Source organism: Nonomuraea sp. NPDC050153 (genome assembly GCF_044460125.1).
Taxonomy (GTDB): Bacteria; Actinomycetota; Actinomycetes; order Streptosporangiales; family Streptosporangiaceae; genus Nonomuraea.
Genome location: NZ_JBITJQ010000006.1, coordinates 161677 through 186057 on the forward strand (window position 1 = coordinate 161677; position 24381 = coordinate 186057).

Below are 24381 nucleotides of genomic sequence, written 5' to 3' on the forward strand. Positions count from 1 at the left end.
CTCGCAGGATATTGGTTGACTTTGGGATGCTACCTGCTCGTCATCCGCAGGCTTCCATCGCGGGCACCTTCAGCTCCGGATCGAAGTCGACCTTGGCGAAGTACTTGCTCAAAAGCTGCTTCATGTAGCCCGTGCGGTAGAGGTCGGCGATGACCGCCTTCACCGCCTTGCAGGTCTTCACGTCGCCGTTCTTGACGCCGACGGCGTACCGCTCGTTGTTGAGCTTGGCGCCGAGGATCTGGTAGCGCATGTTCTCGCGGGCGGCGAACCCGGCCAGGATCAGGTCGTCGCCGGGGATCGCGTCCACCTTGCCGTCGCGGAGCAGCTGCATGCAGACGGCGTAGTCGCCGGCCGAGACCGGCTCGACCTTCACCTTCCGCTGCACCTCTCCGACGGACGGGCTGTCGGGGGCGCAGATCTTCTTGCCCGCCAGATCGTCGATGGACTCGATGCCGCTGCCCGCGCGGACGAGGACGTCGTGGTGCGCCAGGTAGTAGGGCCCCGCGAACTGGGTCTCGGAGTTGTCGACGGAGTAGGTGGCCACGACCAGGTCGACGCTGCCGTCCTCCAGCGCGCCCTCCCGGTCACCCCTGCTGACCTTGACGAACGCCGCGTCCTTCGCTCCTAACTCGGCGGCGATGCGCTTGGCGACCTCGATGTCGAAGCCCTGGAAGTCGTCGCCGTTCTGCAGCGCGATGCCGGGCAGGTCGCCCTTGACGCCGATCACGATCTTGCCGGTCTCCGCCACCTTGTCCACCACGGTGGCGAACGTGGTGGGCGCCTTCTGCTCGGCCGTCCCCGTGGGCTCGGGCCCCTCCCGGAACGCGATCGACCAGCCGCCGTTCATCGCCAGCGCGATGGCGGCGGCGGTGAGCAGGACGACGGCGGTGGCCACCGCGATCCACACCCTCGCGCGGCGCGACCGTCCGGGCAAGGAGGGCTCGGTCATCGGGTACGGCGCCCCGCCGCCCTCGGGCGGCACCGTGGCGGGCGGGGAGGACTCGGTCACCGGGTACAGCGCCCCACCCTCGGGCTGCACCGTGGCAGTCGGCGGCGGGATCGTCGTCGGCTGCGGCCGGGGCAGGTCCGTGATCGACCCGGCCGACACCCTGCTGAACGGCGTCGTGTCGTCGCTGGCCACCTGCACGCCCCGGGTGAGCACCGCCGTGGACGCCCCCACCGTGGAGGGCTGTCCGAGCAGCCGCAGTAGGATCTGGTCGGCGGACGGCCGGTCGGCCGGAGACTTCGACAGCGCCGAGCGCACCACGCCGCGCAGCGGCTCCGGCATCATGTCGACGTCGACCTCGTGGTTGAGGATCCGGTTGAGCACCACGGCGATGGACTTGCCCTCGAACGCGGGCTGCCCCGTGGCCGCGAACGCGATGGTGGCGCCCCAGGAGAACACGTCCGTATAGGGCCCGACGTCGTCGCCCGCGATCTGCTCCGGCGCCATGTAGGCGGGCGTGCCGATGGCCCGGCTGGTGATCGTGCCGGTGGAGTCGATGATCCGGGCGATGCCGAAGTCCACCACGCGCGGCCCATCGGCGGCGATCAGCACGTTGTCGGGCTTGAAGTCCCGGTGGACGATCGAGGCGTGGTGGATCGCGGTGAGCGCGGTCGCGGTGCCGATGGCCAGCCGGTCGAGCACCGTGCCGGTGAGCGGCCCGTCGGTCTCGATGATCTCCCTGAGCGGCCGGCCGTCGATGTACTCGCTGGCGATGTACGGCGTGTTGCCGTCGAGATCGGCCTCCATCACCCTGGCGGTGCAGAACGACGCCACCCGCTTGGCCGCCTTCAGCTCCCTGGCGAAGCGCGACCTGGCTATCGTGTCACCGGTGAACTTGACGTGCAGCAGCTTGATCGCCGCCTGCTCCCCGTTGTCGTTGACGCCCAGGTAAACGATGCCCTGACCGCCTTCCCCGATCCGTCCGGACAGCCGGAAAGACCCCAGCTGTGTGGGATCGCCGGCGACCAGCGGCGAGATTTGCGGCATTCGTCATCCCCACGTGTGCTAACCCCAACGACGCAAACTTTACGACGTTCAGCAACTCCTCAGGGATCCGTTAACCGTTCGTGACGTCACGGTTTTACCCGGCGTGGAGTTGCGTGCACGAGCCCTCACAGGGAGGCTCTGGATCATGGATCGCCCCTACGACATCGTACTTTTCGGAGCGAGCGGCTTCACCGGCGGACTCACGGCCGCCTATCTCGCGCAGGCCGCCGGCCCCGGCACGCGATGGGCGCTGGCCGGGCGTGACCGGGCCAAACTGGAGCGTCTCGGACTCGATGTACCGATCTTGCTCGCCGACGCCACGGACCCGGCCTCGGTGGCCGCGCTCGCGCGCCGGACGCGCGTCCTGGCCACCACGGTCGGCCCTTACGTCGCGTACGGCGAGCCGCTGGTGGCCGCGTGCGCCGAGGCCGGCACCCATTACCTGGACCTGACGGGCGAGCCGGAGTTCGTGGACCTGGTCTACATGCGCTACCACGCCCGGGCGGCCAGGAGCGGGGCCAAGCTCGTGCACGCCTGCGGCTTCGACTCCATCCCGTACGACCTGGGCGTGCTCCATACGGTCAGCCACCTCCCCGAGGGCGTCCCGCTCAGGGTGAGGGGCTTCCTGCGGGCGAGGGGAACCCCGTCGGGCGGCACCCTGGCCACCATGATGTCCATCCTCGGCCGCGCCCCCCAGATGGTCCAGCAGGGCACACAGCGCCGCTCCGCCGAGCCGCGGCCCGCCGGCCGCCGGGTAAGCTCGCTGCCCGGCGGCGTCCGCTACGTGGGCGGCTGGGCGCTGCCGATGCCGACCCTCGACCCGTTCGTCGTCGGCTACTCGGCCCGCCTCCTCGACCGCTACGGCCCCGACTTCACCTACCGCCAGCACTACGCCGTCCGTACCCTCCCCCAGGCCCTGGCCACCGTGACGACCGCCGGCGCCTTCGCCGCGCTCGCCCAGATCCCGCCCGTACGCGGCTGGATCCAGGGCCGGCTGAAGCCCGGCGAAGGCCCGTCGGCCGAGCAGCGCGCCAGGAACTGGTTCAAGGTCACGTTCCTGGGCGAGGGCGGCGGCGAGCGCGTGGTCACGGAGGTCGCGGGCGGCGACCCGGGCTACGGCGCGACGGCCAGGATGTTCGCCGAGTCGGCCCTCTGCCTCGCCTTCGACGACCTCCCGGACCGCGCCGGCCAGCTGACGACGGCCTCGGCCATGGGCCGGCCCCTCATCGACCGGCTACGCGCGGCGGGCATCACGTTCGACAGGAAAGAATGATCAGTAGGACAGGCCCCACTTGGTGAAGGACTTACGCAGGTACGGGTTCTTGAACTTCGGGTACGCCACGGTCCGCACGTCGCCGTCCGAGGTGTAACGCATGTCCGGGTTGTTCTTGAGCCAGTCCAGCCACGCCTCCGAGCAGAACTGCTTGCAGTCGCCCTTCTTCTCCATGACCTTGATCCGCGGGATCCCCAGCGGGTCGAACGCCTTGCTGAACGGCGCCGGCGCGGGCGTGTAGCCGGCCAGGAACACGCCCTGGTGCTTGTAGGCCTTGCCGTGCAGGGCCCACTCCTTCTTGCTCGGCTGGTTCCCGTACGGCAGGGCGATCGTGGTGGGGTGCACGGCGGACAGGGAGTTGATCTGCTCGGCGATCCCGCTGATCTGGTCGTCGACCTCCTTGTGCGAACGTCCGCGCAGGTTGATGTGGTCGCGGGTGTGGTTGCCGATCTCGAACCCGTTGTCCTTGAGCCAGCCCAGCATCTGGGCCTGCTCCTCGCGTACGGTCTTGCCGAACATGTCGCGGGTCACGTAGAAGGTGGCCTTCGCCGCGAAGCCCGGGTGCTTGGCCGCCACGTCCTTGAGAATGGCGACCGCGGTGTTCGAGGCGGGGATGCCGACCTCGTTGAGCGTGAGCTGCGACGGCGACGAGTCGTCGAACGTCAGCACCACGGGATGTTTGCCGGCCGGAATGTCGATCTTGCCCGCCACCATCTCGGCGGCCGTGATCGGCACGTACCCCTCCCTGGCCAGCCGCTCCAGATCCGCCCGGAACTGCTGCGGCGACCGGTCGTCCGTCGTGGCCGGCTTGTCCACGACCCGGTGGAACATCAGCACCGGGATCTGCCCCAACTCGTTCGCCTTGACCTCGGCGGCGCGCTTGACCCTGGTGGCCTGGGTCGCCTTGAGCTTGGCCGCGGCATCAGCCTTGGTGTCGACCATCTTGACGGTGCTGGGCTGCGAGTCGCAGCCGCTCAGGAGGGCGGCGGCGGCCAACAGCCCCACTCCACTGAAAATACGCAGTCGCATCTGAACCCCCCGAGACGCGTACGACTGTTACGAGGTGGCTCTTACCCAGGTGATCAATTGCGCCACGCCGCGCCACCGTCAAGAGATGGTCTGGGAAACGTCCATCTGCCGGCGGCGAGCCATTTCCCGAAGGGCCGGTGCACGGCGCGCCCTCAACCCGCCCGCCGCCTGGCTGACCTGGTCGAAGACGGGCCCGATGGCCGATGCGAGCACTAAATACCCCGAATGCTGAAATTCCCGCAAATGGATCTAGAAATGCGAAACGGCCCCCACCTCACAACGAGGCAGAGGCCGTATTCGATGATCAGACGGACATCTTCTTCTTGAGGTTCTCGTCCAGCGCCGCCAGGAAGTCCTGAGTGGTGAGCCACTTGGCGTCGCCGCCGACCAGGAGCGCCAGGTCCTTGGTCATCTGGCCGCCTTCGACGGTCTCGATGCAGACCTCCTCCAGCTTGGTGGCGAAGTCGGTCACGGCGGGGGTGTTGTCGAGCTTGCCCCGGTGGGCCAGGCCGCGCGTCCACGCGAAGATCGAGGCGATGGGGTTGGTGGAGGTGGGGTTGCCCTTCTGGTGCTCGCGGTAGTGGCGAGTCACGGTGCCGTGGGCGGCCTCGGCCTCGACGGTCCTGCCGTCGGGGGTCATCAGGACCGAGGTCATCAGGCCGAGGGAGCCGAAGCCCTGGGCCACCGTGTCGGACTGCACGTCGCCGTCGTAGTTCTTCGCCGCCCAGACGTAGCCGCCCTCCCACTTCAGCGCCGCGGCGACCATGTCGTCGATGAGGCGGTGCTCGTACGTGAGACCGGCCTTCTCGAACTCGGCCTTGAACTCGGTCTCGAAGACCTCGGCGAAGATGTCCTTGAAGCGGCCGTCGTAGGCCTTGAGGATCGTGTTCTTCGTCGACAGGTAGACCGGGTAGTTGCGGGCCAGGCCGTAGCGCATCGAGGCGCGGGCGAAGTCGCGGATCGACTCGTCCAGGTTGTACATCGCCAGCGCGACGCCGCTGCTGGGGAAGTCGTACACGTCGAGCTCGATCGGCTCGGAACCGTCCTTCGGCGTGTACGTCAGGGTCAGCGTGCCCTCGCCGGGGATCTTCAGGTCGGTGGCGCGGTACTGGTCGCCGAACGCGTGACGGCCGACGACGATCGGCTTGGTCCAGCCGGGGACGAGGCGCGGCACGTTCGACATGATGATCGGCTCGCGGAAGATCACGCCGCCGAGGATGTTGCGGATGGTCCCGTTGGGGGACTTCCACATCTTCTTGAGACCGAACTCCTCGACCCGCGCCTCGTCCGGGGTGATGGTGGCGCATTTCACACCGACGCCGTGCTTCTTGATGGCGTTCGCGGCGTCGATGGTGACCTGGTCGTCCGTCGCGTCCCGGTGTTCGATGCCGAGGTCGTAGTACTTCAGGTCGACGTCGAGGTAGGGAAGGATCAGCTGGTCCTTGATGAACTGCCAGATGATCCGGGTCATCTCGTCGCCGTCAAGCTCGACGACAGGACCCTCCACCTTGATCTTGGGCATGCGAATGGTTCCCCTTCAATGAATTGATGCGTTGAGGCTATCGGACCGTCCGGTCATCGGGCGAAAAGGGACAGTATCAACGCTTTGAGCTCGTTGTTGTAGAGCAGGAGCGAGGTCAGGACCAGCACGAACCCGAACCCGGCCAGCGTGATGACGTCGACCTTCTTGCTGCGGATGGACAGCTGCCCGCCATAGCCGGCGAAGCGGAGGGCGGCGGCGATCATGATGACGGCGCCCAGCGCGAACCCGCCCCAGCGCGGGTTCGCGAAAAAGATCACGAGCACGCCGATGACCGCACCCGCCAGGATCAGCGGGTACGGCCCCCAGCTCTCACGCTCAGTCCGTTGGCTCAACGCACCTGCTCATGGTCGCATTCGCTACGGGCCTTCGTTGGCATCGTGCCTCGCTCTCTCCGGCCCAGGCTCATCGCGCCCGCTCATGGTCGCATTCGCTACGGGCCTTCGTTGGCATCGTGCCTCGCTCTCTCCGGCCCAGGCTCATCGCTCGTCTATCGGCTTCCACTTCTGATCGGTCTCACCGATGTACTCACTGTCAGGCCGGATCAGCCTATTGTCTGCGTGCTGCTCTATGACATGGGCGGTCCAGCCGGACATGCGGCTGATCGAGAAGACGGGCGTGAAAAGGTCCGTCGGGATCCCGAGATAGTGGTAGACCGAAGCCGCGTAGAAGTCGACGTTGGGGTAGAGGCCCTTCGTCTCGAAGACGACCTCCTCCATCTCCTTGGACATCCGGTAGTACGTGTCGTCGCCGCCGGCCTCGGCCAGTTCGGCGGACATCTTGCGCAGATGGGTCGCGCGCGGGTCCTCGGTCTTGTAGACGCGGTGGCCGAACCCCATGATCTTCTCGTGGGCCGCGAGCTTGTCACGTACGACCTGGGCCACCTGGCCCGGCGGGATCGACTCCAGCAGCTTCATGACCTGCTCGTTCGCGCCGCCGTGCAGCGGGCCCTTGAGGGTGCCGATGGCGGCGACGATCGCGGAGTGCATGTCCGAGAGGGTCGCGGCGCAGACGCGGGCGGCGAACGTGGAGGCGTTCATGGTGTGGTCGGCGTGCAGCACCAGGCACTCGTCGAAGATCTCGACCTCACGGGGGTCGGGGACGCGGCCGGTGACCTCGTGCAGGAAGTTCGCGGCGATGCTGAGCGACGGGTCGGGCTCGGGAACGCTCCCGCCGCTGCGGGCGGCGTGGTAGCGGGCGACCAGCAGCGGCTGCTGCGCGGTCAGCCGGGCCGCCTTGCGCAGGTTGGCGTCGGGGGCGATGGAGTCCTTGTCCACGTCGTCCGCGGCGGCCAGCGACACCAGGCTGCGCAGCGCCTCCATCGGTTTCTGCTTCTCGGCGATCTCGCCGATGTTCGCGGATGCCAGTGCGCCCAGCTCCCGGCCCTGCGCCAGCTCGTCGACGTACGCGTCGAGCTCGGACCGGTTGGGCAGCTTGCCACGCTGGAGCAGGTGTGCGGTCTCCTCGAACGTCGCGCGGCCGGCCAGGTCGTGGATGTCGTATCCACGGTAGAAGAGCCGGCCGGCCTTTCCGTCAATGTCGCTCAGCGCTGTGGACGCCGCGACGACATCGGCCAGACCTTTCGTGGGCTTGTCCGCCATGAGTGTTTCCTCCGCTTATCTTCGTCCGAAGTCTACCCGTGAGCAGGCAAAACCGGCCTCAAAGGTCCAGACCAATTTCACGCCGGATTCTCCTTTCGGCAAAGGCGATTCCGCATCCCCTCGTTTGGGTAAGCCGGAGCTGTAGTAATAGTTACGGCGGGCTACCTGGGGAGGAACTGCCGTGGAGGGGCCGTTCATACGCATCGAGGACACTGGCGAGGTGGTCCCGTTGCGCCCCGAGATCACGACGGTCGGGAGGGGTCGTGGGGTCGACATCCGGCTCACCGATCCCAGCGTGTCTCGACTCCATGCCGAGTTCGTCAGGCGAGGACCCTACCTGTACGTCGTCGACCTGGGGCTGTCCAGGAACGGCACGCGGGTGAACGGCAGGCCGATCGCCCGGAGGGTCCTGGACGACGGCGACGTCGTCTCCTTCGGCGCGGCGCGGGGTCGCATCGGTGGAGTCCCCCGTGAGGACTTCACCCCTGAGGTCGAGCTGCGCAGAGCCGCGGCGCCCGAGCTGACCAGGCGCGAGGTCGACGTGCTGACCTCGCTCTGCAGGCCGGCGCTGTCGGACGAGGCGTTCGTCGCCCCGGCGACCGCACGCGAGATCGCCGACGACCTGGTCGTGACCGAGGCCGCGGTCAAGCAGCATCTGCTGCGGCTCTACCAGAAGTTCAGGATCCCCGAGGGCACCAACCGGCGCACGCGCCTGGCCAACGAGGTCGTCGCGCTCGGTCTGGTCCGTCCGACCCCCGTGGTGCCACCACAGCGGTCGACCGGAGCCCCGGCCGAGCAGCCATCGGCGGCTGGGCGAAGGGCTTCCTGACGGCGGAGCGCACTTAGGGCCTGATCGCGACCGGGGCTTCGGCGAGGGGTTCCGGCAGCGTCGGAACCTGAGCGTCAGCGTGCCCGTGACCACGGGAAACGGGCACGTCGCCGGCCAGAGAGCCGGCCGGCGACGCGTGCGGGCGGAGCCTGCTCTCAGGTCAGGAGCTTGCTCTCAGATCCAGGAGCTTGCTCTCAGCATCATCGGGCGCCTGTTCCCAGGCTCAGATGACCCTGAAGCCGTTGCTCGGCTTGCTGGTCCGGTTGGCCCGGTCCACCGCGACCACGTAGTAGTGGTCGCCGCGCTTCCCGTCGGCGTCCGTCCAGCGGACCTGCCGGTCGCCGGGCACGACCGCGACCAGGTTGCGGGCGTCGGCGAAGGCGCCCGAGGACGCGGGCCGGCCGAAGCGGAAGATCGCGAACTGGAAGGGCTCGTCCCTGCCGGTGGCCACCGCGCGCACCTCCACCCCGCCGCCGGGGCGGCGCAGCGCGTACGCCAGGACCGGCCTGCGCGGCGGCTCGCCGTTCGCCAGCCGGGGCAGCACGGGGGCCAGCGCGGGCCGCTGGTAGTGGTCGTTGACGGCGGTCGTGACGGAGCCGATCCGGTCGACCTTGACGTCGTTGGCGTTGTACCAGATGTCGCCGCCGATCTCGGGGTGGTCCCGGTTGAGCGTCAGGTGGGCGGACAGCTCGCCGGGGGCCTGCCACTGGGCCGCCTGGGCGGGGTCGCCCGCCTTGTAGGCGGCCTGGCCGATCCACAGCAGCGTCTTCGTGCCGCTCGCCACGTCGGACCACCAGGGCACGAGCTTGGAGTAGTCGGCCGGCGGCTGCCCCATGTACCAGTAGAGCTGGGGCGCGATGTAGTCGAGCCAGCCCTTCTTGACCCAGCCGCGAGTGTCGGCGTGCAGGCCGTCGTACGACTGGCCGCCGCTGGTGTCCGAGCCGAGCGGGTCGGAGGCCTTGTTGCGCCAGATGCCGGACGGGCTGATCCCCCACGCGATCTCCGGCTTGGCCGCCAGGACGCGCTGCTGCATCTCCTGGACCATGAGGTCGACGTTGTTGCGCCGCCAGGTAGCCAGGTCGGGGAAGCCTGCGCCGTGCTCGGCGAAGGTGGCGCCGTCGTCGAAAGCCGTGGTGTTCGTGGGATAGAAGTAGTCGTCGAAGTGCAGGCCGTCGATGTCGTAGCGGGTGACCGCGTCCATCATCGCGTCCTGGCAGAACTTCCGTACCTCCGGCAGACCCGGGTTGTAGTACAGCTTGCCGCCGAACGGCAGGATCCAGTCGGGATGCTTGCGCCCGGGGTGGTCGGGGTGCAGCTTGGCGGGGTCGGCCTGCATCGAGACGCGGTACGGGTTGAACCAGGCGTGGAAGGCCAGGCCACGCTTGTGCGTCTCGGCCACGGCGAACCCGAGCGGGTCGTAGCCGGGGTCCTGACCTTGGGTTCCGGTCAGATACTGTGACCAGGGCTCGTAAGGTGACGGCCAGAACGCGTCCGCGGTCGGCCTGATCTGCACGAACACCGAGTTCAGCTTGCGCTGTACGGCCACGTCCAGCCAGGCGACGAACTCGGCCTTCTGCTCGTCGGCGGTCAGGCCCGGCTTCGACGGCCAGTTGATGTTGACTACCGAGGCGATCCACATGCCGCGCATTTGACGTAACGGCGGTACGTAGTCCTGCGCTGACGCAGGCGTCGGAACGGCTGATGCGGCGGCGGCGAGGGCGAGGCCCTTCAAGAGAGTCCGTCTGCTCGGCATGGGGGGTGGCCTCTCGGAAAGTGGTTGTATCGAAGGCGACGATGACAGAAAATTACCTTCAGATCAACAACCGTGAAGGAAAATGCCGATGAGCGGTGACCTGTCCAGACTGGCGATGACAGTGTTGCACCCAGGGTACGAGGGGGCATCTGTCCCTGAGTGGCTGCGACGCGCGCTGGGCGAGGGTCTGGGCGGGATCGTCCTGTTCGCCCGCAACGTCATTGACGCACAGCTTGTACGGCAGCTGCGGGCCGAAAACCCGGACACCGTGGTCGCGATCGACGAGGAGGGCGGCGCGGTCACCCGGCTGGAGGTCCTGGCCGGCAGCTCCTTCCCCGGCAACAGGGCCCTGGGCGTGGTGGACGACGTGGCGCTCACCGAGCGCGTGGGCCGCCAGATCGGCCGGATGCTCGGCGAGCTGGACATCACGCTCAACTACGCCCCCGACGCCGACGTGAACTCCAACCCGGCCAACCCGGTCATCGGCATCCGATCCTTCGGCCCCACGCCCGACCTGGTCTCCCGGCACACCGTCGCGTACGTGAACGGCGTTCAGGGCGCGGGCGTGGCCACGTGCGCCAAGCACTTCCCCGGCCACGGGGACACCGTCACCGACTCCCACCTGGCGCTGCCCACCGTGCACGCCTCGCGCGAGGTGCTCTTCTCGCGCGACCTGCCGCCGTTCCGGGCCGCGATCTCCGCCGGGGTGCGCTCGATCATGTCGGGCCACCTGCTCGTCCCCGCACTCGATCCGTCGATGCCGGCGACGCTGAGCCGTACCGCCATGACCGAGCTCCTCAGGGGCGAGCTCGGCTTCGACGGGATGCTCGTCACCGACGCGATCGAGATGCAGGCGGTGGCCGCCATGTTCACCCCGGGCGAGATCGCGGTGCGGGCGCTGAGCGCGGGCGTGGACGCCATCTGCGTGGGGCTGTCCACCGAGGAGAGCCTGCACGGGATGCGTGACGCGATCGTGGCCGCCGTACGCGCCGGAGAGCTGCCCGAGGAGCGGCTCGCGGAGGCGGCCGGGCGGGTGCTCGCGCTCTCCCAGTGGTACGCGGCCCAGGCGCCGCTGCGCGACAAGGCCCGGACCGACGTGGACGAGGGCGTGGGACTGGAGGCGGCCAGGGCGGCGCTGACCACCTCCGGCACCGCCCGGCTCGACCGGGCTCCGCTGGTGGTCGAGGTCAACACCCGCTTCAGCAAGGCCGTGGACCCCTTGACGCCGACCGGCATCACGGCGGCGATCAGCTCCCTGCTGCCGAACACGGCCCGGCTGCCGCTCGAACCCATGGGCGAGCTGCCCGACCTCGCCGCCGACGGGCGGCCGGTCGTGCTGGTGGTGCACGACGCCGCCCGCTACGACTGGGTGCGCTCGACGGTGACCAAGGCGCTGGCGATGCGCCCCGACGTGATCGTGGTGGACACCGGCGTACCGGCGCCGCCGGGCGGGGCCGTCCACCTGGCCACCCATGGGATCTCCCGCGTGTCCGCGCAGGCGGCGGCAGAATGGCTGACCCAGTGACCTCCGAACCAGCGAACCCGGTCGCCGCCGTACGCGCCGTCCTGCCCTCGCTCACCCCGGCGGCGCAGTCCATCGCCCGCATCATCCTGGACGACCCGGGGCTGGTGGTGCGCAGCACGATCACCGAGTTCAGCGCGGTCTCCGGGACGAGCGAGGCGACCATCGTGCGGACGGCCAGGGCGCTCGGGTTCGCGGGATACTCGCAGATGCGCTTCGCCCTGGCGGCGGCCGTGGCCAAGGAGCCGGAGCGGCTGGTGCCCGGCGATCTCGCGCCCGACGACCCGCTGACGGACGTGATCGCCAAGGTCGCCCGGGCCGAGTCGGAGGCGCTGGCCGACACGGCCGCGCAGCTCGATCCCGACGAGCTGTGCGACGTGGTGAAGGCCATCTCGGTGGCGCGACGGGTGGACGTGTACGGGGTGGCGGCCTCGGGGCTGGTGGCGGCGGACATGTCACAGAAGCTGCTGCGGATCGGGCTGTCCAGCCATCCGTTCAGCGACGCGCACCTGGCTCTGACCAGCGCGGCGCTGCTCCGGCAAGGTGACGTGGCGGTGGCGATCAGCTGCAGCGGCGAGACGCCCGACGTGCTGGTGCCCGCCCGCACCGCGGCCGACGCCGGGGCGCTGGTCGTGGGGATCACCAACAACCCGCGGTCGTCCCTGGCCGAGCTGGCCGATCACACGCTGGTGTCGGCTGGACGGGAGACCGCGTTCCGGCCTGGGGCGCTGGCCAGCCGGATCAGCCAGTTGCTGATCGTGGACTGCATCTTCGTGGGGCTGGCGCAGCGGACGTACGACACGTCCGACGCGGCCATCCGCGCGACCCGGGACGCCACGGACCGCTACCGCAACCGCTGACTCACCGTCCCCGCCGACGTCGGTTGCCGTCCCTTGGGGAAGGTGTGCGCCGCGGTCGAGGAGGTGCGGCCGGGTGGGCGCGTCCTCCGGGGAGGGGGTCAGGCGCGGGCGGCTGAGAGGGCGGCGAGGTCGGCCTCGATCTTGGCGGCCGTGGCGAGCAGTGGCGGGAGCAGGTCGCGGCGGGCCGCCTGCAGGGTCGTACGGCTGGCGTGGGTCGAGACGTTGACGGCGGCCACCGTCCGCCCCGAACGGTCGCGGATAGGCGCGGCGATCGAGCGCAGCCCCTCCTCCAGCTCCTGGTCCACCATCGCCCAGCCCCGCCCCCGCACCTTGGCCAGCTCCGCCCGCAAGGCCGCGGGCAGCACGATCGTGTGGGAGGTGAGGCGGCGCAACGAGGCCCGCTCCAGGTACGCGTCCAGCTCGTCCGGCGAGAAGGCGGCCAGCAGGACCCGCCCCATCGACGTGCAGTACGCGGGGAACCGGGTCCCGATGCTGATCGTCACCCGCATGATCCGGGCCGTCGCCACCCGGGCAACGTAGACGACGTCCTCCCCGTCCAGCACCGCCACCGAGGCCGACTCGTGCACCTCGGCCGCCAGGCGTTCCAGGTGCGGGTCGGCGACCTCGGGCAGCGACAGGCTCGACAGGTACGCGTACCCCAGCTCCAGCACCCTGGGCGTGAGCGAGAACAGCCGCCCGTCGCTGCGCACGTACCCCAGGTCTTCGAGCGTGAGCAGGAAGCGCCTGGCCGCGGCCCTGCTGAGGCCGGTCGCGCGGGCCACCTGGCTGAGCGTCAGCTCAGGGTCGACGGCGCTGAACGCCCGGATCACCGCGAGCCCCCGGGCCAGCGACTGCACATGATCAACCATCGTGATCCCCTTGACATGGGCCGTCAGAAGCGTAGGTTCCGCGATACGGGGTTGTTCGGTCAGAGAATACATGTGCGCATCGCGAACAAATAGGAGCCACCGTGCGTCGCGCTCTCATCGTCCTCGCCTTACTCGCAGCCGCCTGCGGCGGCACCCAGCCCGCCACCGACGGCCAGGCCAAGCAGTCCGACAAGGTCAACGCCGGAGTGATCGCGATCGTCGACACCGCTCCGATCCACCTGGGCAAGGCCAAGGGCTTCTTCACCGAGCAGAACATCGACCTCACGATCACCCCGGTCCAGGGCGGCGCGGCCGCCGTGTCGGGAGCGGTGAGCGGGCAGTTCCAGTTCGCGTTCGCGAACACGACCTCGCTGCTGACCGCCAAGCAGCAGGGCCTCGACGTCAAGGTGGTCGCCAACGGCGTCTCCTCCACCGGTCAGCAGGGCAAGGACTTCAGCGCAGTGCTGGTCAAACCGGACAGCCCGATCAGGACGGCCAAGGACCTGGCGGGCAAGAAGATCTCCGTCAACCAGCTCAAGAACATCGGCGACACGACCGTACGCGCTTCCGTGCGCAACGCGGGAGGCGACCCCACCGGCATCGAGTTCGTGGAGCTGCCGTTCCCCGACGCGCCCGCCGCGCTGCAGAGCGGCCGGGTGGACGCGATCTGGGTGGTCGAGCCGTTCGTCAGCCAGGCCATCAGCCAGGGAGCGCGCCCCGTGGCCTGGAACTTCGCCGACGCCGCCCCCAACCTCACCGTCGCCATGTACTTCACCACGGGCCGGACCGACGCCGACCTGGCCAAGCGGTTCACGGCGGCGATGCGCAAGTCGCTGGAGTACGCGGACGCGCATCCGGACGAGGTCAGAGAGGTGCTGAAGACGTACACCAAGATCGCGCCTGACGTGATCGCGAAGATCAACCTGCCGAAGTGGCCCGTCGACGTCAACAAGGCCTCCGTGCAGACCGTGGCCGACCTGGCGCTGGCCGACGGGGTGCTCAAGCAGAAGGTCGACGTCTCGGCGCTGGTGCCGTGACCGGGCCGCTGAGCCGGCTCGGACACGGGCTCGCCGGGCTCGGCGGGCTGCTGGTGCTGACGGAGGCCGTACCGCGGCTCGGCCTGGTCGACGAGCGGTTCCTGCCGCCCGCCTCGCGCGTCCTGGGCACGCTGGCCGCGGAGCTGGCCACGCCCGAGCTGTGGATCGCGCTCGGCGAGACCATGCTCGGCTGGGTGCTGGGGCTGGCGCTGGCGTTCTGCGCGGCGGTGGCGGCCGGGATGGTCATCGGGATCGTGCCGGGCCTGCGCGCGCTGACGAACTCCACCGTCGAGTTCCTGCGCCCGATCCCGTCGGTCGCGCTGGTGCCGCTGGCGACGCTGCTGTTCGGGCCGTCGATCGGCTCGACGCTCCTGCTCGTGGTGTACGCGTCGTTCTGGCAGGTCCTCATCCAGGTCCTGTACGGCGTCGCGGCCGTGGACTCCGTGGCCTTCGACACCGCCAGGTCGTACGGCCTGTCGGCCTGGTCCAGGGTCAGGCACCTGGTGTGGCCGACGGCGCTGCCGTACGTCATGACCGGTCTGAGGCTGGCGGCGGCGGTGGCGTTCATCCTGGCGGTGACGGCCGAGCTGGTGATCGGCAGCCCCGGGCTGGGCGCCGAGATCCAGGTGGCGCAGAGCAGCGGGGCCGTGCCGACCGTGTACGCGCTGATCGTGCTGGCCGGGCTGGTCGGCATCGGGGTGAACGCGGCCGTGCGGCTCCTGGAGCGCCGGGTGCTGGCCTGGCATCCGAGCGTCCGGTCGGAGGTGGCCGCATGATGCGGGTCGTCAGGCTGCTCGCCCTGCCGGCGGCGCTGGTGCTGGTCTGGTGGGCGGTCAGCGGGAGCTCGTTCTACCTGTCGAGCCCCGGCCTGGTGGGGCGGGCGTTCGCGGAGACGTGGTTCTCCGAGCGGATCGTCGACGACGTGCTGCCGAGCGTGGCGCGGCTGCTGGCCGGCTACGTGGTCGCGGGGCTGCTGGGCGTGGGCCTCGGCGTGCTGATCGGGCTGTCACCGCGGCTGCGCGCCACGCTCGAACCGGTGCTGGAGTTCTTCAGGGCCATCCCGCCGCCGGTGCTGGTGCCGCTGATCATGCTGCTGGCCGGGATCGACACCCCCATGAAGGTGCTGGTCATCGTCTCGGGCTGCCTGTGGCCGATCCTGCTGAACACCGTGGAGGGCGTACGGGCGCTGGACGAGGTGCTCGCCGACACCTGCCGCATGTACGGCGTACGCGGAGCCGCCAGGCTGCGGCGGTTCGTGCTGCGCGGCGCCAGTCCGCAGATCATGGCCGGGCTCCGGCAGGCGCTGTCCATCGGGATCATCCTCATGGTCATCAGCGAGATGTTCGCCAGCTCCAGCGGGCTGGGATTCACGATCCTGGTGTTCCAGCGGCAGTTCCAGATCGCCGAGATGTGGAGCGGGATCCTGCTGCTCGGGCTGATCGGCCTGGGCCTGTCCGTGCTCTTCCGCCGCGTGGAACGGCGGGTGTTGTCCTGGTACTACGGCAGTGGAGCCGCCCGTGCTTGAGATCTCCTCGTTGCGCAAGGTCTACGAGAGCCCCGGCCGCACCGTCGAGGCGATCCGCTCGATCACCTTCGGCGTCGGCGCCGGTGAGCTGGTGTGCGTGGTGGGCCCTTCGGGGTGCGGCAAGACCACGCTGCTCAGGTGCGTCGCGGGGCTGCTGCCGGCCGGCGGGGGCGAGGTGCGGGTGGACGACGTGCTCGTGACCGGGCCGCCGCCGCGGATGGCCGTGGTGTTCCAGGAGTACGGGCGCAGCCTCTTCCCCTGGATGACCGTGCGCGAGAACGTCGAGCTGCCGCTGAAGGAGAAGAGGGTGCCCGCGGGGCGGCGGCGCGAGCTGGTCGCCGACTCCTTGGAATCGGTCGGTCTCAGCGACGCCGCCGACGCCCATCCGTGGCAGCTGTCCGGCGGCATGCAGCAGCGGGTGGCCATCGCGCGGGCGGTGGCGTACGAGCCGCAGGTGCTGCTGATGGACGAGCCGTTCGCCGCCGTGGACGCCCAGACCCGGGCGGACCTGGAGGACCTGATCCTGCAGCTGTGGCGGGACCTGGGGGTGACCACGCTGTTCGTCACCCACGACGTCGATGAGGCCGTCTATCTGGGGCAGCGGGTCATCGTCCTGTCCTCGTCGCCGACCGTCATCCTGGAGGACCTGAAGGTGGATCTGCCCTCCGAACGCGACCAGCTGACGACCCGCTCGCTGCCCCGGTTCGGGGAGTTGCGCGGGCACGTCTACCGGCAGATCCAGCGGGCCAGGGGCGAGCGGTGACGACGGTCAGGGACGCCACGTTCGACGTGCTCAGGCGGTACGGGCTGACCACGATCTTCGGCAACCCCGGCTCCACCGAGGTGACCCTGCTGACCGGGCTCCCCGACGACCTGCGTTTCGTGCTCGCGCTCCACGAGGGGTCCGTGGTGGGGATGGCCACGGGGTGGGCGATCGGGCACGAGGCGCCCGCGCTGGCCGTGCTGCACACCACGGCCGGGCTGGGGAACGCGGTGGGGGCCATCGCCACCGCCCGGGTGAACCGGGTGCCGCTGGTGATCCTGGTCGGGCAGCAGGATCGGCGGCATCTGGCGCTGGAGCCGTTCCTGACCGGGCATCTGAGCGGGCTGGCCGGGGACTATCCGGTGCGGGTGGACCAGCCGGTGCGGGCGCAGGACGTGCCCGGGGCGGTGGCCCGGGCCTGCCACGAGGCGACGACCTTCCGCGGGCCGGCGCTGGTGGTGGTGCCGATGGACGACTGGGAGGCGCCCTTCTCCGGGGAGACCGCGGCGGCGCCCGCGCGGGTGGTGCGACCTGCCGGCGTTTCGGACGACGACCTCGCGCCGCTGGTGGAGCTGCTGTCGGAGGCCAGGTCGCCGGCGATCGTCGCGGGCGCGGGGGCCGGGTGGGAGGCGCTGGTCGCGCTGGCCGAGCGGCTCGGGTGTCCCGTGTTCCAAGAGTCGTTCGGGGGACAGGCCGGGTTCCCGCAGGACCATCCGCAGTACGCTGGGGTGCTGCCCGCCGACCGGGCGCGGCTGCGGGAGGCGCTGGCGGGGCACGACGTGGTGCTCGCGGTGGGGGCTCCCGTCTTCCGGCAGTACCCGTACGCGCCCGGCCCCCTGGTGGCGCCGGGGACGTCGGTCGCGGTGGTCACGGACGACCCGGCCGAGACGCATCGCAGCCCGGCGGACCTGGCCTACCTCGCCTCGCCGTCGGCCGTCTGCGCCCGGCTGGCCGCCCTGCTGCCCGCCCTGCCACCCACCTCGTCACCGGCCTCCGGGCGGGTTCCCTTGCCCGATGTCCCCGACCTGCCGGCGGAGGGGCGGCCGTTGCGGGCGGCGCACGTGCTGCGCGAGCTGGCGCTGCGGCTGCCCGCCGACACCGTGCTCATCGAGGAGACCCCCTCGTCCCGCCCCGACCTGCACCGGCTCGTGCCCGCCAGGACCCCGCTCGGCTTCCTGTCGGCGGCCATGGGCGGCCTCGGGTTCGCCGTGCCCGCCGCGGTGGGCCTGCGGATGGCGCTGCCCCGCCGGCCCGTGGTCGCCGTCGTGGGCGACGGGTCGGCCCTCTACGGCATGCACGCCCTCTGGAGCGCCGCGCACTACCGGGTGGGCGCGCTGTTCGTCGTGCTCGCCAACGGCCGGTACGCGGTCATGGACCGGCTGGCCGACAAGCAGGGCGGCAAGGCGCCGTGGCCGCCGTTCACCGAGGTGGACATGGGTGGCCTGGCCAGGTCGCTGGGGTGCCCCGCCAGGCGGGTGGACTCGTACGACGAGCTGACGGCGGCGCTCGACGAGGTGCTGCCGACGCTCGCGGCCCGCGAGGAGCCCCTGCTGCTCGACGTGACCGTCACCGTGGATCCGGACTTCCAGCCATAGGAGGCTCATCATGACGTTCCTCGACCCCAAGATCTGGACAGGATCGATCTTCGACGGCGGATGGACGGCCTCGCGCGCCGGGGACGCGCCCGTCATCGAGCCCGCCACCGGCGACGAACTCGGCCGCGCGGGCGCCGCCGGCGCCGACGACGTGGCGGCGGCGGCCGTACGGGCCCGGTCAGAGCAGCGGGCGTGGGCCGCCACGCCGTACGAGGAGCGGGCGGCGCTGCTGCGGCGGGCCGGGCGGCTGTTCGAGGAGCACGCGCAGGAGATCCAGGACTGGATCGTCCGCGAGTCCGGCGGCGTGCCGGGCAAGGCCGGGTTCGAGACGCACGTGGCGGCGCAGGAGTGCTACGAGGCGGCGGCGCTGGCCTCGCAGCCCCTGGGCGAGGTGCTGCCGACGGCCCGCAAGCGGCTCAGCTTCGCCCGGCGGGTGCCGGTCGGGGTCGTGGGGGTGATCGCGCCGTTCAACTTCCCGCTGATCCTGGGCATCCGGTCGGTCGCCCCGGCCCTGGCGCTGGGGAACGCGGTCGTGTTCAAGCCGGACCAGCGAACGGCCGTGTGCGGCGGGTTCTCGATCGCGCGGGTCTTCGAGGAGGCCGGGCTGCCGAGCGGGCTCCTGCACGTGCTGCCCGGCGGCCCCGAGGCCGGTCAGGCGCTGGTCGCCGACCCGAACATCCCCGTGATCTCCTTCACCGGCTCCACCGCCGCCGGGCGCAAGGTCGGCGAGGCGGCGGCGCGCCTGCTCAAGCGGGTCCACCTGGAGCTGGGCGGGAACTCGGCGCTGGTCGTGTTCGACGACGCCGACCTCGGGGCCGCGGCGTCGGCGGGCGCGTGGGCGTCGTTCTTCCACCAGGGGCAGATCTGCATGACCTCGGGGCGGCACCTCGTGCACGAGGCCGTGGCCGAGGAGTACGTCGAGCGGCTCGCCGCCAAGGCCGCCGGCCTGCCGGTCGGCGACCCCGCCACCGGGCAGGTCGCGCTCGGGCCGCTGATCGACGCCGGGCAGCGCGACCGGGTGCACCGGCTGGTCACCTCCAGCGTCTCCGCCGGGGCCCGGCTCGCGGCCGGAGGCACGTACGAGGGGCTGTTCTATCAGCCGACGGTGCTGGCGGAGGTGCCGGTGAGCGCGCCGGCGTACGCGGAGGAGGTGTTCGGGCCGGTGGCGCCGGTGACGACGTTCGCCACGCTGGAGGAGGCGGCGGCGCTGGCCGCGGACTCCGAGTACGGCCTGTCGCTGGGCATCCTCACCCGGGACGTGATGAAGGGGCTGGCGCTGGCCGACCTGGTGCCGACGGGGATCGTGCACATCAACGACCAGACCGTGGACGACGAGGCCGTGGCGCCGTTCGGCGGGGTGGGGGCCTCGGGGACGGGGGCGCGGTTCGGCGGGACCGGGGCGAACGTCGACGCCTTCACCGAGATGCAGTGGGTCACCATGCAGGGCGACATCGCCACGTACCCGTTCTAGGAGGTGCGGCCGGCGCGGGGGCGCCGGCCCTACCTTGGCTTCGTCAGGAGCGTTCGGCGGCTTCCACCACGTTGGACAGCAGCAGGGCGCGGGTCATGGGCCCGACGCCGCCCGGGTTGGGCGTCAGGAACCCCGCGACCTCCGCCACGTCCAGCGCCACGTCACCGGCGATCTTGCCGTCCACCCGGGAGACCCCCACGTCGAGGACGGCCGCGCCGGGCTTGACCATGTCACGGGTGATCAGGCCGGGCACGCCCGCCGCCGCCACCACGATGTCCGCCTGGCGCACGTGCCCGGCCAGGTCCTGGGTGCCGGTGTGGCAGAGGGTCACGGTGGCGTTCTCGCTGCGGCGGGTGAGCAGGAGGCCCAGCGAGCGGCCCACCGTGATGCCGCGCCCGACCACGGCCACCTCGGCGCCCTTGATCGGCACGCCGTACTCCTGCAGGAGCAGCACGATGCCGTGCGGGGTGCACGGGAGCGGGGCGTCGACCATGTGGACGAGGCGGCCCAGGTTGATCGGGTGGAGGCCGTCGGCGTCCTTGGCCGGGTCCATGCGTTCGAGCAGGGCCATCGCGTCGAGGTGCTTGGGGAGAGGGAGCTGGACGATGTAGCCGGTGCACTCGGGCGAGGCGTTGAGCTCGTCGATGGCCGCCTCGACCTCGTACTGCGTGGCGGTCGCCGGGAGGTCGACGCGGATGGAGGCGATGCCCACCTCGGCGCAGTCGCGGTGCTTGCCCGCGACGTAGATCTGGCTGCCGGGGTCGTCACCCACGAGCACGGTGCCCAGGCCGGGAGTGATGCCGCGTTCCTTGAGCGCGGTCACTCGGGTCGTGAGGTCTGCCTTGATCCTGGCGGCGGTCGCCTTGCCATCGAGTTTCACTGCGCTCATGCGGCAATCCTTCCATGTCCCCTCAACCCATCAACACGCCACTCCCACCATCGGCCCGCCTTTCCGGAGTGCCCTGAATCCACAACTTATCCACAGACCCCAGGCAGCTGGCCCAACTTATCCACAGGCAATCGTTGACATCGTTGTCATTGATCTTGGAAGGGCTTAGTGTTGCTGGGCGCCGGCAACATGCTCACGGAGGACGCTGCCGGATGACCTGCTCGCCAAGAAGGTCGACCTCGTGCCCGCACTGAACCACCCTGGCGACCCCCGCCAGCCCGACAACCCCACGAAGATTGATGACCTACGTACTTGCCATTGACATCGGAGGGACCAAGCTCGCCGCCGCGCTGGTGGACGAGGAAGGTTCCGTGTCGCGATCCGGCACGCGGCCCACGCCGCGTACGGACGTCATGTCCGCCCTGGCGGCCCTGATCACGGAAGTGATCGAGGGCGGCCCATCTCCGAAAGCCGTCGGGATCGGCTGCGCCGGACCGCTCGACCTGGTCGCCGGGACGGTGAGCCCGGTGAACATGCCCAGTTGGCGCGGCTTCCCCCTGCGTGAGGAGGTCCGGAAGCTGACAGGGCTGCCCACCGTGCTGGCCGGCGACGCGCAGTGCTTCGCGCTCGGCGAGCACTGGCTGGGAGCGGGACGCGACAGCACGTCCCTGCTCGGCATCGTCGTGTCCACCGGGATCGGTGGCGGACTGGTGATCGACGGCATGCCGCTCCTGGGGCCGACCGGCAATGCCGGACATGTCGGCCACATGTCCATCGATCCCAACGGCGAGCGCTGCGAGTGCGGCGGCCGGGGCTGCGTCGAGCGCTACTCCAGCGGCCCCAACCTCGCCCGCTGGGCCCTGGAGAACGGCTGGTCCCCCACCCTCGAAGGGCCGGAGGACAAGGCCGACGCCCGAGTGCTCGCCAGACACGCGGCAGCGGGCGATCCGGTCGCGGTGGCGGCGTTCGAACGCGGCGCGCGGGCGCTGGCCGGAATGATCGCCTCCACGGCGGCCGCGGTCGAGATCACCACCGTGGTCATCGGCGGCGGCGTGTCGGCGGCCGGGAAGGTGCTGTTCGACCCGTTGGAGCGCATCCTCGACGACGTGGCCGGGCTGGCGTTCGTCCGGGCGGTACGGATCCACCAGAGCACCCTCGGCGTGCAGGCAGCCCTGGCGGGAGCCGCCCGCCTGGCGTCAATGGCCCTCTAGCGGCCCTGGCGAGCGAGCCGAGCTGGATGCCCTGAGGTCATGGACCTCGGCTCCAGCGAGGCTCACTCGCGTTCGGCGGCCTGGGCTTCGCGGCGTTCGATGATCCGGCGGGTGAACGGGATGACCTCCACCGCGCGGCTGCCGAGGTAGCCCCCGATCAGGGCGAGCACCAGGAGGACGAAGGGGCTGGTGGCGATGCCATTCATGGTGACGAAGACCTGCAGGATCGACTCAAGCAAGGGAGGCTCCATGGGGAGGGGGCGAGCTGGAGTGGCACTCAGGGTAACCGGAGCCGGCGAGTGCTCGCCTGCTGGGGGGACGTGGCAGGCGCGAAGGCCAGGTCGCCCCCGCGAGCCCGATGCGCGATCCCGCGACCCGTCCCCCGGGGAGGGCCAGAGGGGTGCTCTGGCCCTGGGTGAAGGTGGTCGGGCTAGTGGAAGAAGTGGCGGGTGCCGGTGAAGTAGAGGGTGATGCCGGCCTTTTCGGCGGCCTCGATGACCAGCTCGTCCCGGATCGAGCCGCCAGGCTCCACGATGAACCGGACGCCGGCGTCGATCAGCACCTGGGCCCCGTCCGGGAACGGGAAGTACGCGTCCGAGGCCGCGACCGCCCCCGTCGCCCGCTCGCCCGCCCTGGAGACCGCCAGGCGGCACGAGTCGACCCGGTTGACCTGGCCCATGCCCACGCCCACGGTCGCCCCGTCGCTGGCCAGCAGGATGGCGTTGGACTTCACCGAGCGGCAGGCGCGCCAGGCGAACTCCAGGTCGGCCAGCTGCTCGGGCGAAGCCGGGGTGCCGGTCTTGAGCTCCCACTGCGCGGCCGAGTCGCCGGACGCGTCGACCTTGTCCACGGACTGCGCCAGGACGCCGCCGTCGATCTCCCGGAACTCCACCTGCCGCGACGGCCCCTCCGGGCACTGCAGCAGCCGCAGGCTCTTCTTGGCCCGCAGCACCTCCAGCGCCTCCGCCTCGTAGGACGGCGCGATGACGACCTCGGTGAAGATGTCGGCGATCTGCCGGGCCAGCTCGGCCGTGACCTCGCGGTTGACGGCGATCACGCCGCCGTACGCCGAGACGGGGTCGCACGCGTGCGCCTTGCGGTGCGCCTCGGCGACGTCGGCGCCGATGGCGATGCCGCACGGGTTCTGGTGCTTGATGATGGCCACGCACGGCTGGGTGAAGTCCCAGGCGGCCCGCCAGGCGGCGTCGGAGTCGAGGTAGTTGTTGTAAGACATCTCCTTGCCGTGCAGCTGCTCGGCGTTGGCCAGCCCGCTCGTGCCGCCCGTGTAGAGTGCGGCGCTCTGGTGCGGGTTCTCGCCGTACCGCAGGGTGGCCTTGCGCTCGTAGGTCGCCCCCGTGAACGCCGGGTACTCGCCCTCCCCGTACGTCCGCGCGAACCAGTTCGCGACCGCCACGTCGTACGAGGCCGTGTGCGCATACGCGATGCCCGCCAGCCGCCTGCGCTCGGCCAGTGTGAAGCCGCTCTCGGTCAGGGCGTTGAGCACGTCGCCGTAGAACCCGGGGTCGACCACGACGGCGCAGGTGTTGTGGTTCTTCGCGGCGCCGCGGATCATGGCCGGCCCGCCGATGTCGATCTGCTCGACGCACTCCTCGTCGGACGCGCCGGAGGCCACGGTCTCCTGGAACGGGTAGAGGTTGACCACGACGAGCTGGAACGGGTCGATCTCCAGCTCCTCCAGCTGGGCCACGTGGTGCGGCTTGGTGACGTCGGCCAGCAGCCCGGCGTGCACGCGCGGGTGCAGCGTCTTGACCCGCCCGTCCAGGCACTCCGGGAACCCGGTGAGCTGCTCGACCTTGGTCACCGGGATCCCGAACGACGAGATCGCGGCGGCCGTGCCGCCGGTCGAGACGATCTCCACTCCGGCGCCGTCGAGGGCTCTGGCCAGCTCCTCGAGCCCGGACTTGTCGTAAACAGCGATCAGCGCGCGCCGGATGGCGATGCGAGTCACGTGGATTCCCCTCCTGTTAGGTTGCCGATGCGGACCTGACGTCCGCTGACCGTCCAGCCCTCGCGAGCCATCCGGCCGACGATCTCGACGAGCAGGCGCCGCTCCACGGTCTTGATGCGCTCGTGCAGGACCGCCTCGTCGTCGTCCGGGAGCACGGGCACCGCCTCTTGGGCGACGATCGGCCCGGTGTCGACCCCGGAGTCGGCCAGCATCACCGTGCAGCCGGTCACTTTTACGCCGTGGGCGAGCGCGTCCCGTACGCCGTGCGCGCCGGGGAACGACGGCAGCAGCGCCGGGTGGGTGTTCAGAACGGGAAAGGCGTCGAGGGTCGGCGCACCCAGAATTTTCATGAACCCCGCCGACACCACCAGATCAGGCTCGTACGCCGCGATTCTGGCCGCGATGGCGGCATCCCATTCCGCCCGGGTCGCATAATCGCCCAACTTTTCAACAAAAGTCGGGACTTTTGCCTTCGCTGCCCTGACCAGCCCTTCGATCCCATCCCTGTCCGCGCCGACCGCGACCACGCGAACCCCGTACGACGGGTCGGCGGAAGCGTCCAGCAGGGCCTGTAGGTTGGTTCCAGAGCCGGAGACGAGGACGACGAGCCGCCCAGCCTTAGACACGCACACTCCCAAAAGGAAACAGGGTG

General features: G+C 70.4%; 22 protein-coding genes. 11 read left to right on the forward strand and 11 right to left on the reverse strand.

Annotation, left to right across the window (positions count from 1 at the left end):
- Window positions 1-40: 40 nt before the first annotated feature.
- Window positions 41-1993 (reverse strand): serine/threonine-protein kinase, encoded by a 1953-nt coding sequence (locus ACIBQ1_RS17790; protein WP_397278678.1) that lies wholly within the window; start codon window positions 1991-1993, stop codon window positions 41-43.
- A 145-nt stretch (window positions 1994-2138) separates the two neighbouring features.
- On the opposite strand from ACIBQ1_RS17790, the gene ACIBQ1_RS17795 reads away from it, so the two are divergent.
- Complete coding sequence (locus ACIBQ1_RS17795) at window positions 2139-3266, forward strand: saccharopine dehydrogenase family protein (RefSeq protein WP_397278680.1); 1128 nt, start codon at window positions 2139-2141, stop codon at window positions 3264-3266.
- On the opposite strand, the gene ACIBQ1_RS17800 is transcribed toward ACIBQ1_RS17795, so the two are convergent.
- The 4 genes from ACIBQ1_RS17800 to ACIBQ1_RS17815 form a co-directional block, all read right to left on the reverse strand.
- Entirely contained in the window at window positions 3267-4271 is a 1005-nt protein-coding gene (locus ACIBQ1_RS17800) for a polysaccharide deacetylase family protein (RefSeq protein ID WP_397278682.1), read from the reverse strand.
- A gap of 328 nt (window positions 4272-4599) precedes the next feature.
- Window positions 4600-5817: an NADP-dependent isocitrate dehydrogenase gene (locus ACIBQ1_RS17805; RefSeq protein ID WP_397278684.1), complete on the reverse strand. Its 1218-nt coding sequence runs from the start codon at window positions 5815-5817 to the stop codon at window positions 4600-4602.
- 53 nt (window positions 5818-5870) lie between these two features.
- Window positions 5871-6170 carry a DUF3017 domain-containing protein gene (locus tag ACIBQ1_RS17810; protein ID WP_397278686.1) on the reverse strand — a complete coding sequence of 100 codons (300 nt, stop codon included), beginning with the start codon at window positions 6168-6170 and terminating at the stop codon, window positions 5871-5873.
- A gap of 144 nt (window positions 6171-6314) precedes the next feature.
- Window positions 6315-7436, reverse strand: coding sequence for a citrate/2-methylcitrate synthase (locus ACIBQ1_RS17815; RefSeq protein ID WP_397278688.1), 1122 nt, complete (start codon window positions 7434-7436; stop codon window positions 6315-6317).
- Window positions 7437-7617: 181 nt separating this feature from the next.
- Between ACIBQ1_RS17815 and ACIBQ1_RS17820 the strand changes: the two genes are divergently transcribed.
- Window positions 7618-8265 (forward strand): FHA domain-containing protein, encoded by a 648-nt coding sequence (locus ACIBQ1_RS17820; RefSeq protein WP_355378381.1) that lies wholly within the window; start codon window positions 7618-7620, stop codon window positions 8263-8265.
- Window positions 8266-8488: 223 nt separating this feature from the next.
- On the opposite strand, the gene ACIBQ1_RS17825 is transcribed toward ACIBQ1_RS17820, so the two are convergent.
- Entirely contained in the window at window positions 8489-9904 is a 1416-nt protein-coding gene (locus ACIBQ1_RS17825) for a glycoside hydrolase family 10 protein (protein ID WP_397278690.1), read from the reverse strand.
- Window positions 9905-10106: 202 nt separating this feature from the next.
- Between ACIBQ1_RS17825 and ACIBQ1_RS17830 the strand changes: the two genes are divergently transcribed.
- Both ACIBQ1_RS17830 and ACIBQ1_RS17835 read left to right on the forward strand, forming a co-directional pair.
- Window positions 10107-11543: a glycoside hydrolase family 3 protein gene (locus tag ACIBQ1_RS17830; RefSeq protein WP_397278692.1), complete on the forward strand. Its 1437-nt coding sequence runs from the start codon at window positions 10107-10109 to the stop codon at window positions 11541-11543.
- Complete coding sequence (locus ACIBQ1_RS17835) at window positions 11540-12400, forward strand: MurR/RpiR family transcriptional regulator (RefSeq protein WP_397278694.1); 861 nt, start codon at window positions 11540-11542, stop codon at window positions 12398-12400. Before ACIBQ1_RS17830 ends, ACIBQ1_RS17835 begins: the two co-directional genes overlap by 4 nt.
- A 98-nt stretch (window positions 12401-12498) precedes the next feature.
- Here the strand turns inward: ACIBQ1_RS17835 and ACIBQ1_RS17840 are convergent, their stop codons facing one another.
- Window positions 12499-13269 (reverse strand): IclR family transcriptional regulator C-terminal domain-containing protein, encoded by a 771-nt coding sequence (locus tag ACIBQ1_RS17840; RefSeq protein ID WP_397278696.1) that lies wholly within the window; start codon window positions 13267-13269, stop codon window positions 12499-12501.
- Window positions 13270-13370: 101 nt separating this feature from the next.
- On the opposite strand from ACIBQ1_RS17840, the gene ACIBQ1_RS17845 reads away from it, so the two are divergent.
- From ACIBQ1_RS17845 to ACIBQ1_RS17870, 6 genes are read left to right on the forward strand one after another with little or no spacing between them, the layout of a single operon-like run.
- Window positions 13371-14306 carry an ABC transporter substrate-binding protein gene (locus tag ACIBQ1_RS17845; RefSeq protein ID WP_397278698.1) on the forward strand — a complete coding sequence of 312 codons (936 nt, stop codon included), beginning with the start codon at window positions 13371-13373 and terminating at the stop codon, window positions 14304-14306.
- A complete protein-coding gene (locus tag ACIBQ1_RS17850) occupies window positions 14303-15082 on the forward strand; it encodes an ABC transporter permease (protein ID WP_397278700.1) in 780 nt (259 codons plus the stop codon). Before ACIBQ1_RS17845 ends, ACIBQ1_RS17850 begins: the two co-directional genes overlap by 4 nt.
- On the forward strand, window positions 15079-15831 hold the full coding sequence (locus tag ACIBQ1_RS17855; protein WP_397278702.1) for an ABC transporter permease: 753 nt from the start codon (window positions 15079-15081) through the stop codon (window positions 15829-15831). Before ACIBQ1_RS17850 ends, ACIBQ1_RS17855 begins: the two co-directional genes overlap by 4 nt.
- Window positions 15824-16594 (forward strand): ABC transporter ATP-binding protein, encoded by a 771-nt coding sequence (locus ACIBQ1_RS17860; RefSeq protein WP_397278703.1) that lies wholly within the window; start codon window positions 15824-15826, stop codon window positions 16592-16594. Before ACIBQ1_RS17855 ends, ACIBQ1_RS17860 begins: the two co-directional genes overlap by 8 nt.
- Window positions 16591-18189, forward strand: coding sequence for a thiamine pyrophosphate-dependent enzyme (locus ACIBQ1_RS17865; RefSeq protein WP_397278705.1), 1599 nt, complete (start codon window positions 16591-16593; stop codon window positions 18187-18189). The genes ACIBQ1_RS17860 and ACIBQ1_RS17865 overlap by 4 nt, the downstream gene beginning before the upstream one ends.
- 10 nt (window positions 18190-18199) lie before the next feature.
- On the forward strand, window positions 18200-19660 hold the full coding sequence (locus ACIBQ1_RS17870; protein WP_397278707.1) for an aldehyde dehydrogenase family protein: 1461 nt from the start codon (window positions 18200-18202) through the stop codon (window positions 19658-19660).
- A 43-nt stretch (window positions 19661-19703) separates the two neighbouring features.
- Here ACIBQ1_RS17870 and ACIBQ1_RS17875 read toward each other — a convergent pair whose 3' ends face one another.
- Window positions 19704-20549: a bifunctional methylenetetrahydrofolate dehydrogenase/methenyltetrahydrofolate cyclohydrolase gene (locus ACIBQ1_RS17875; protein ID WP_397278709.1), complete on the reverse strand. Its 846-nt coding sequence runs from the start codon at window positions 20547-20549 to the stop codon at window positions 19704-19706.
- Between the two features lie 299 nt (window positions 20550-20848).
- On the opposite strand from ACIBQ1_RS17875, the gene ACIBQ1_RS17880 reads away from it, so the two are divergent.
- On the forward strand, window positions 20849-21760 hold the full coding sequence (locus ACIBQ1_RS17880) for an ROK family protein (RefSeq protein ID WP_397278711.1): 912 nt from the start codon (window positions 20849-20851) through the stop codon (window positions 21758-21760).
- A gap of 62 nt (window positions 21761-21822) precedes the next feature.
- Here the strand turns inward: ACIBQ1_RS17880 and ACIBQ1_RS17885 are convergent, their stop codons facing one another.
- The 3 genes from ACIBQ1_RS17885 to purN all read right to left on the reverse strand — a co-directional run bounded on the left by ACIBQ1_RS17885 (window position 21823) and on the right by purN (window position 24355).
- Window positions 21823-21999 carry a hypothetical protein gene (locus ACIBQ1_RS17885; protein WP_397278712.1) on the reverse strand — a complete coding sequence of 59 codons (177 nt, stop codon included), beginning with the start codon at window positions 21997-21999 and terminating at the stop codon, window positions 21823-21825.
- Window positions 22000-22190: 191 nt separating this feature from the next.
- Window positions 22191-23729, reverse strand: a complete 1539-nt coding sequence (purH, locus tag ACIBQ1_RS17890) for a bifunctional phosphoribosylaminoimidazolecarboxamide formyltransferase/IMP cyclohydrolase (protein ID WP_397278714.1) — start codon at window positions 23727-23729, stop codon at window positions 22191-22193.
- Window positions 23726-24355 carry a phosphoribosylglycinamide formyltransferase gene (purN, locus tag ACIBQ1_RS17895; protein WP_397279108.1) on the reverse strand — a complete coding sequence of 210 codons (630 nt, stop codon included), beginning with the start codon at window positions 24353-24355 and terminating at the stop codon, window positions 23726-23728. Before purN ends, purH begins: the two co-directional genes overlap by 4 nt.
- Between the last annotated feature and the right edge of the window lie 26 nt (window positions 24356-24381).

What these genes read in the sequence shown, in the direction of transcription:
- ACIBQ1_RS17840 (WP_397278696.1), bottom strand. Translation starts at nt 13,269, where the DNA reads ATGGTTGATCATGTGCAGTCGCTGGCCCGGGGGCTCGCGGTGATCCGG.
- ACIBQ1_RS17830 (WP_397278692.1), top strand. Translation starts at nt 10,107, where the DNA reads ATGAGCGGTGACCTGTCCAGACTGGCGATGACAGTGTTGCACCCAGGG.
- ACIBQ1_RS17880 (WP_397278711.1), top strand. Translation starts at nt 20,849, where the DNA reads ATGACCTACGTACTTGCCATTGACATCGGAGGGACCAAGCTCGCCGCC.
- ACIBQ1_RS17870 (WP_397278707.1), top strand. Translation starts at nt 18,200, where the DNA reads ATGACGTTCCTCGACCCCAAGATCTGGACAGGATCGATCTTCGACGGC.
- ACIBQ1_RS17875 (WP_397278709.1), bottom strand. Translation starts at nt 20,549, where the DNA reads ATGAGCGCAGTGAAACTCGATGGCAAGGCGACCGCCGCCAGGATCAAG.
- ACIBQ1_RS17815 (WP_397278688.1), bottom strand. Translation starts at nt 7,436, where the DNA reads ATGGCGGACAAGCCCACGAAAGGTCTGGCCGATGTCGTCGCGGCGTCC.
- ACIBQ1_RS17805 (WP_397278684.1), bottom strand. Translation starts at nt 5,817, where the DNA reads ATGCCCAAGATCAAGGTGGAGGGTCCTGTCGTCGAGCTTGACGGCGAC.
- ACIBQ1_RS17790 (WP_397278678.1), bottom strand. Translation starts at nt 1,993, where the DNA reads ATGCCGCAAATCTCGCCGCTGGTCGCCGGCGATCCCACACAGCTGGGG.
- ACIBQ1_RS17795 (WP_397278680.1), top strand. Translation starts at nt 2,139, where the DNA reads ATGGATCGCCCCTACGACATCGTACTTTTCGGAGCGAGCGGCTTCACC.
- ACIBQ1_RS17825 (WP_397278690.1), bottom strand. Translation starts at nt 9,904, where the DNA reads ATGTGGATCGCCTCGGTAGTCAACATCAACTGGCCGTCGAAGCCGGGC.
- ACIBQ1_RS17855 (WP_397278702.1), top strand. Translation starts at nt 15,079, where the DNA reads ATGATGCGGGTCGTCAGGCTGCTCGCCCTGCCGGCGGCGCTGGTGCTG.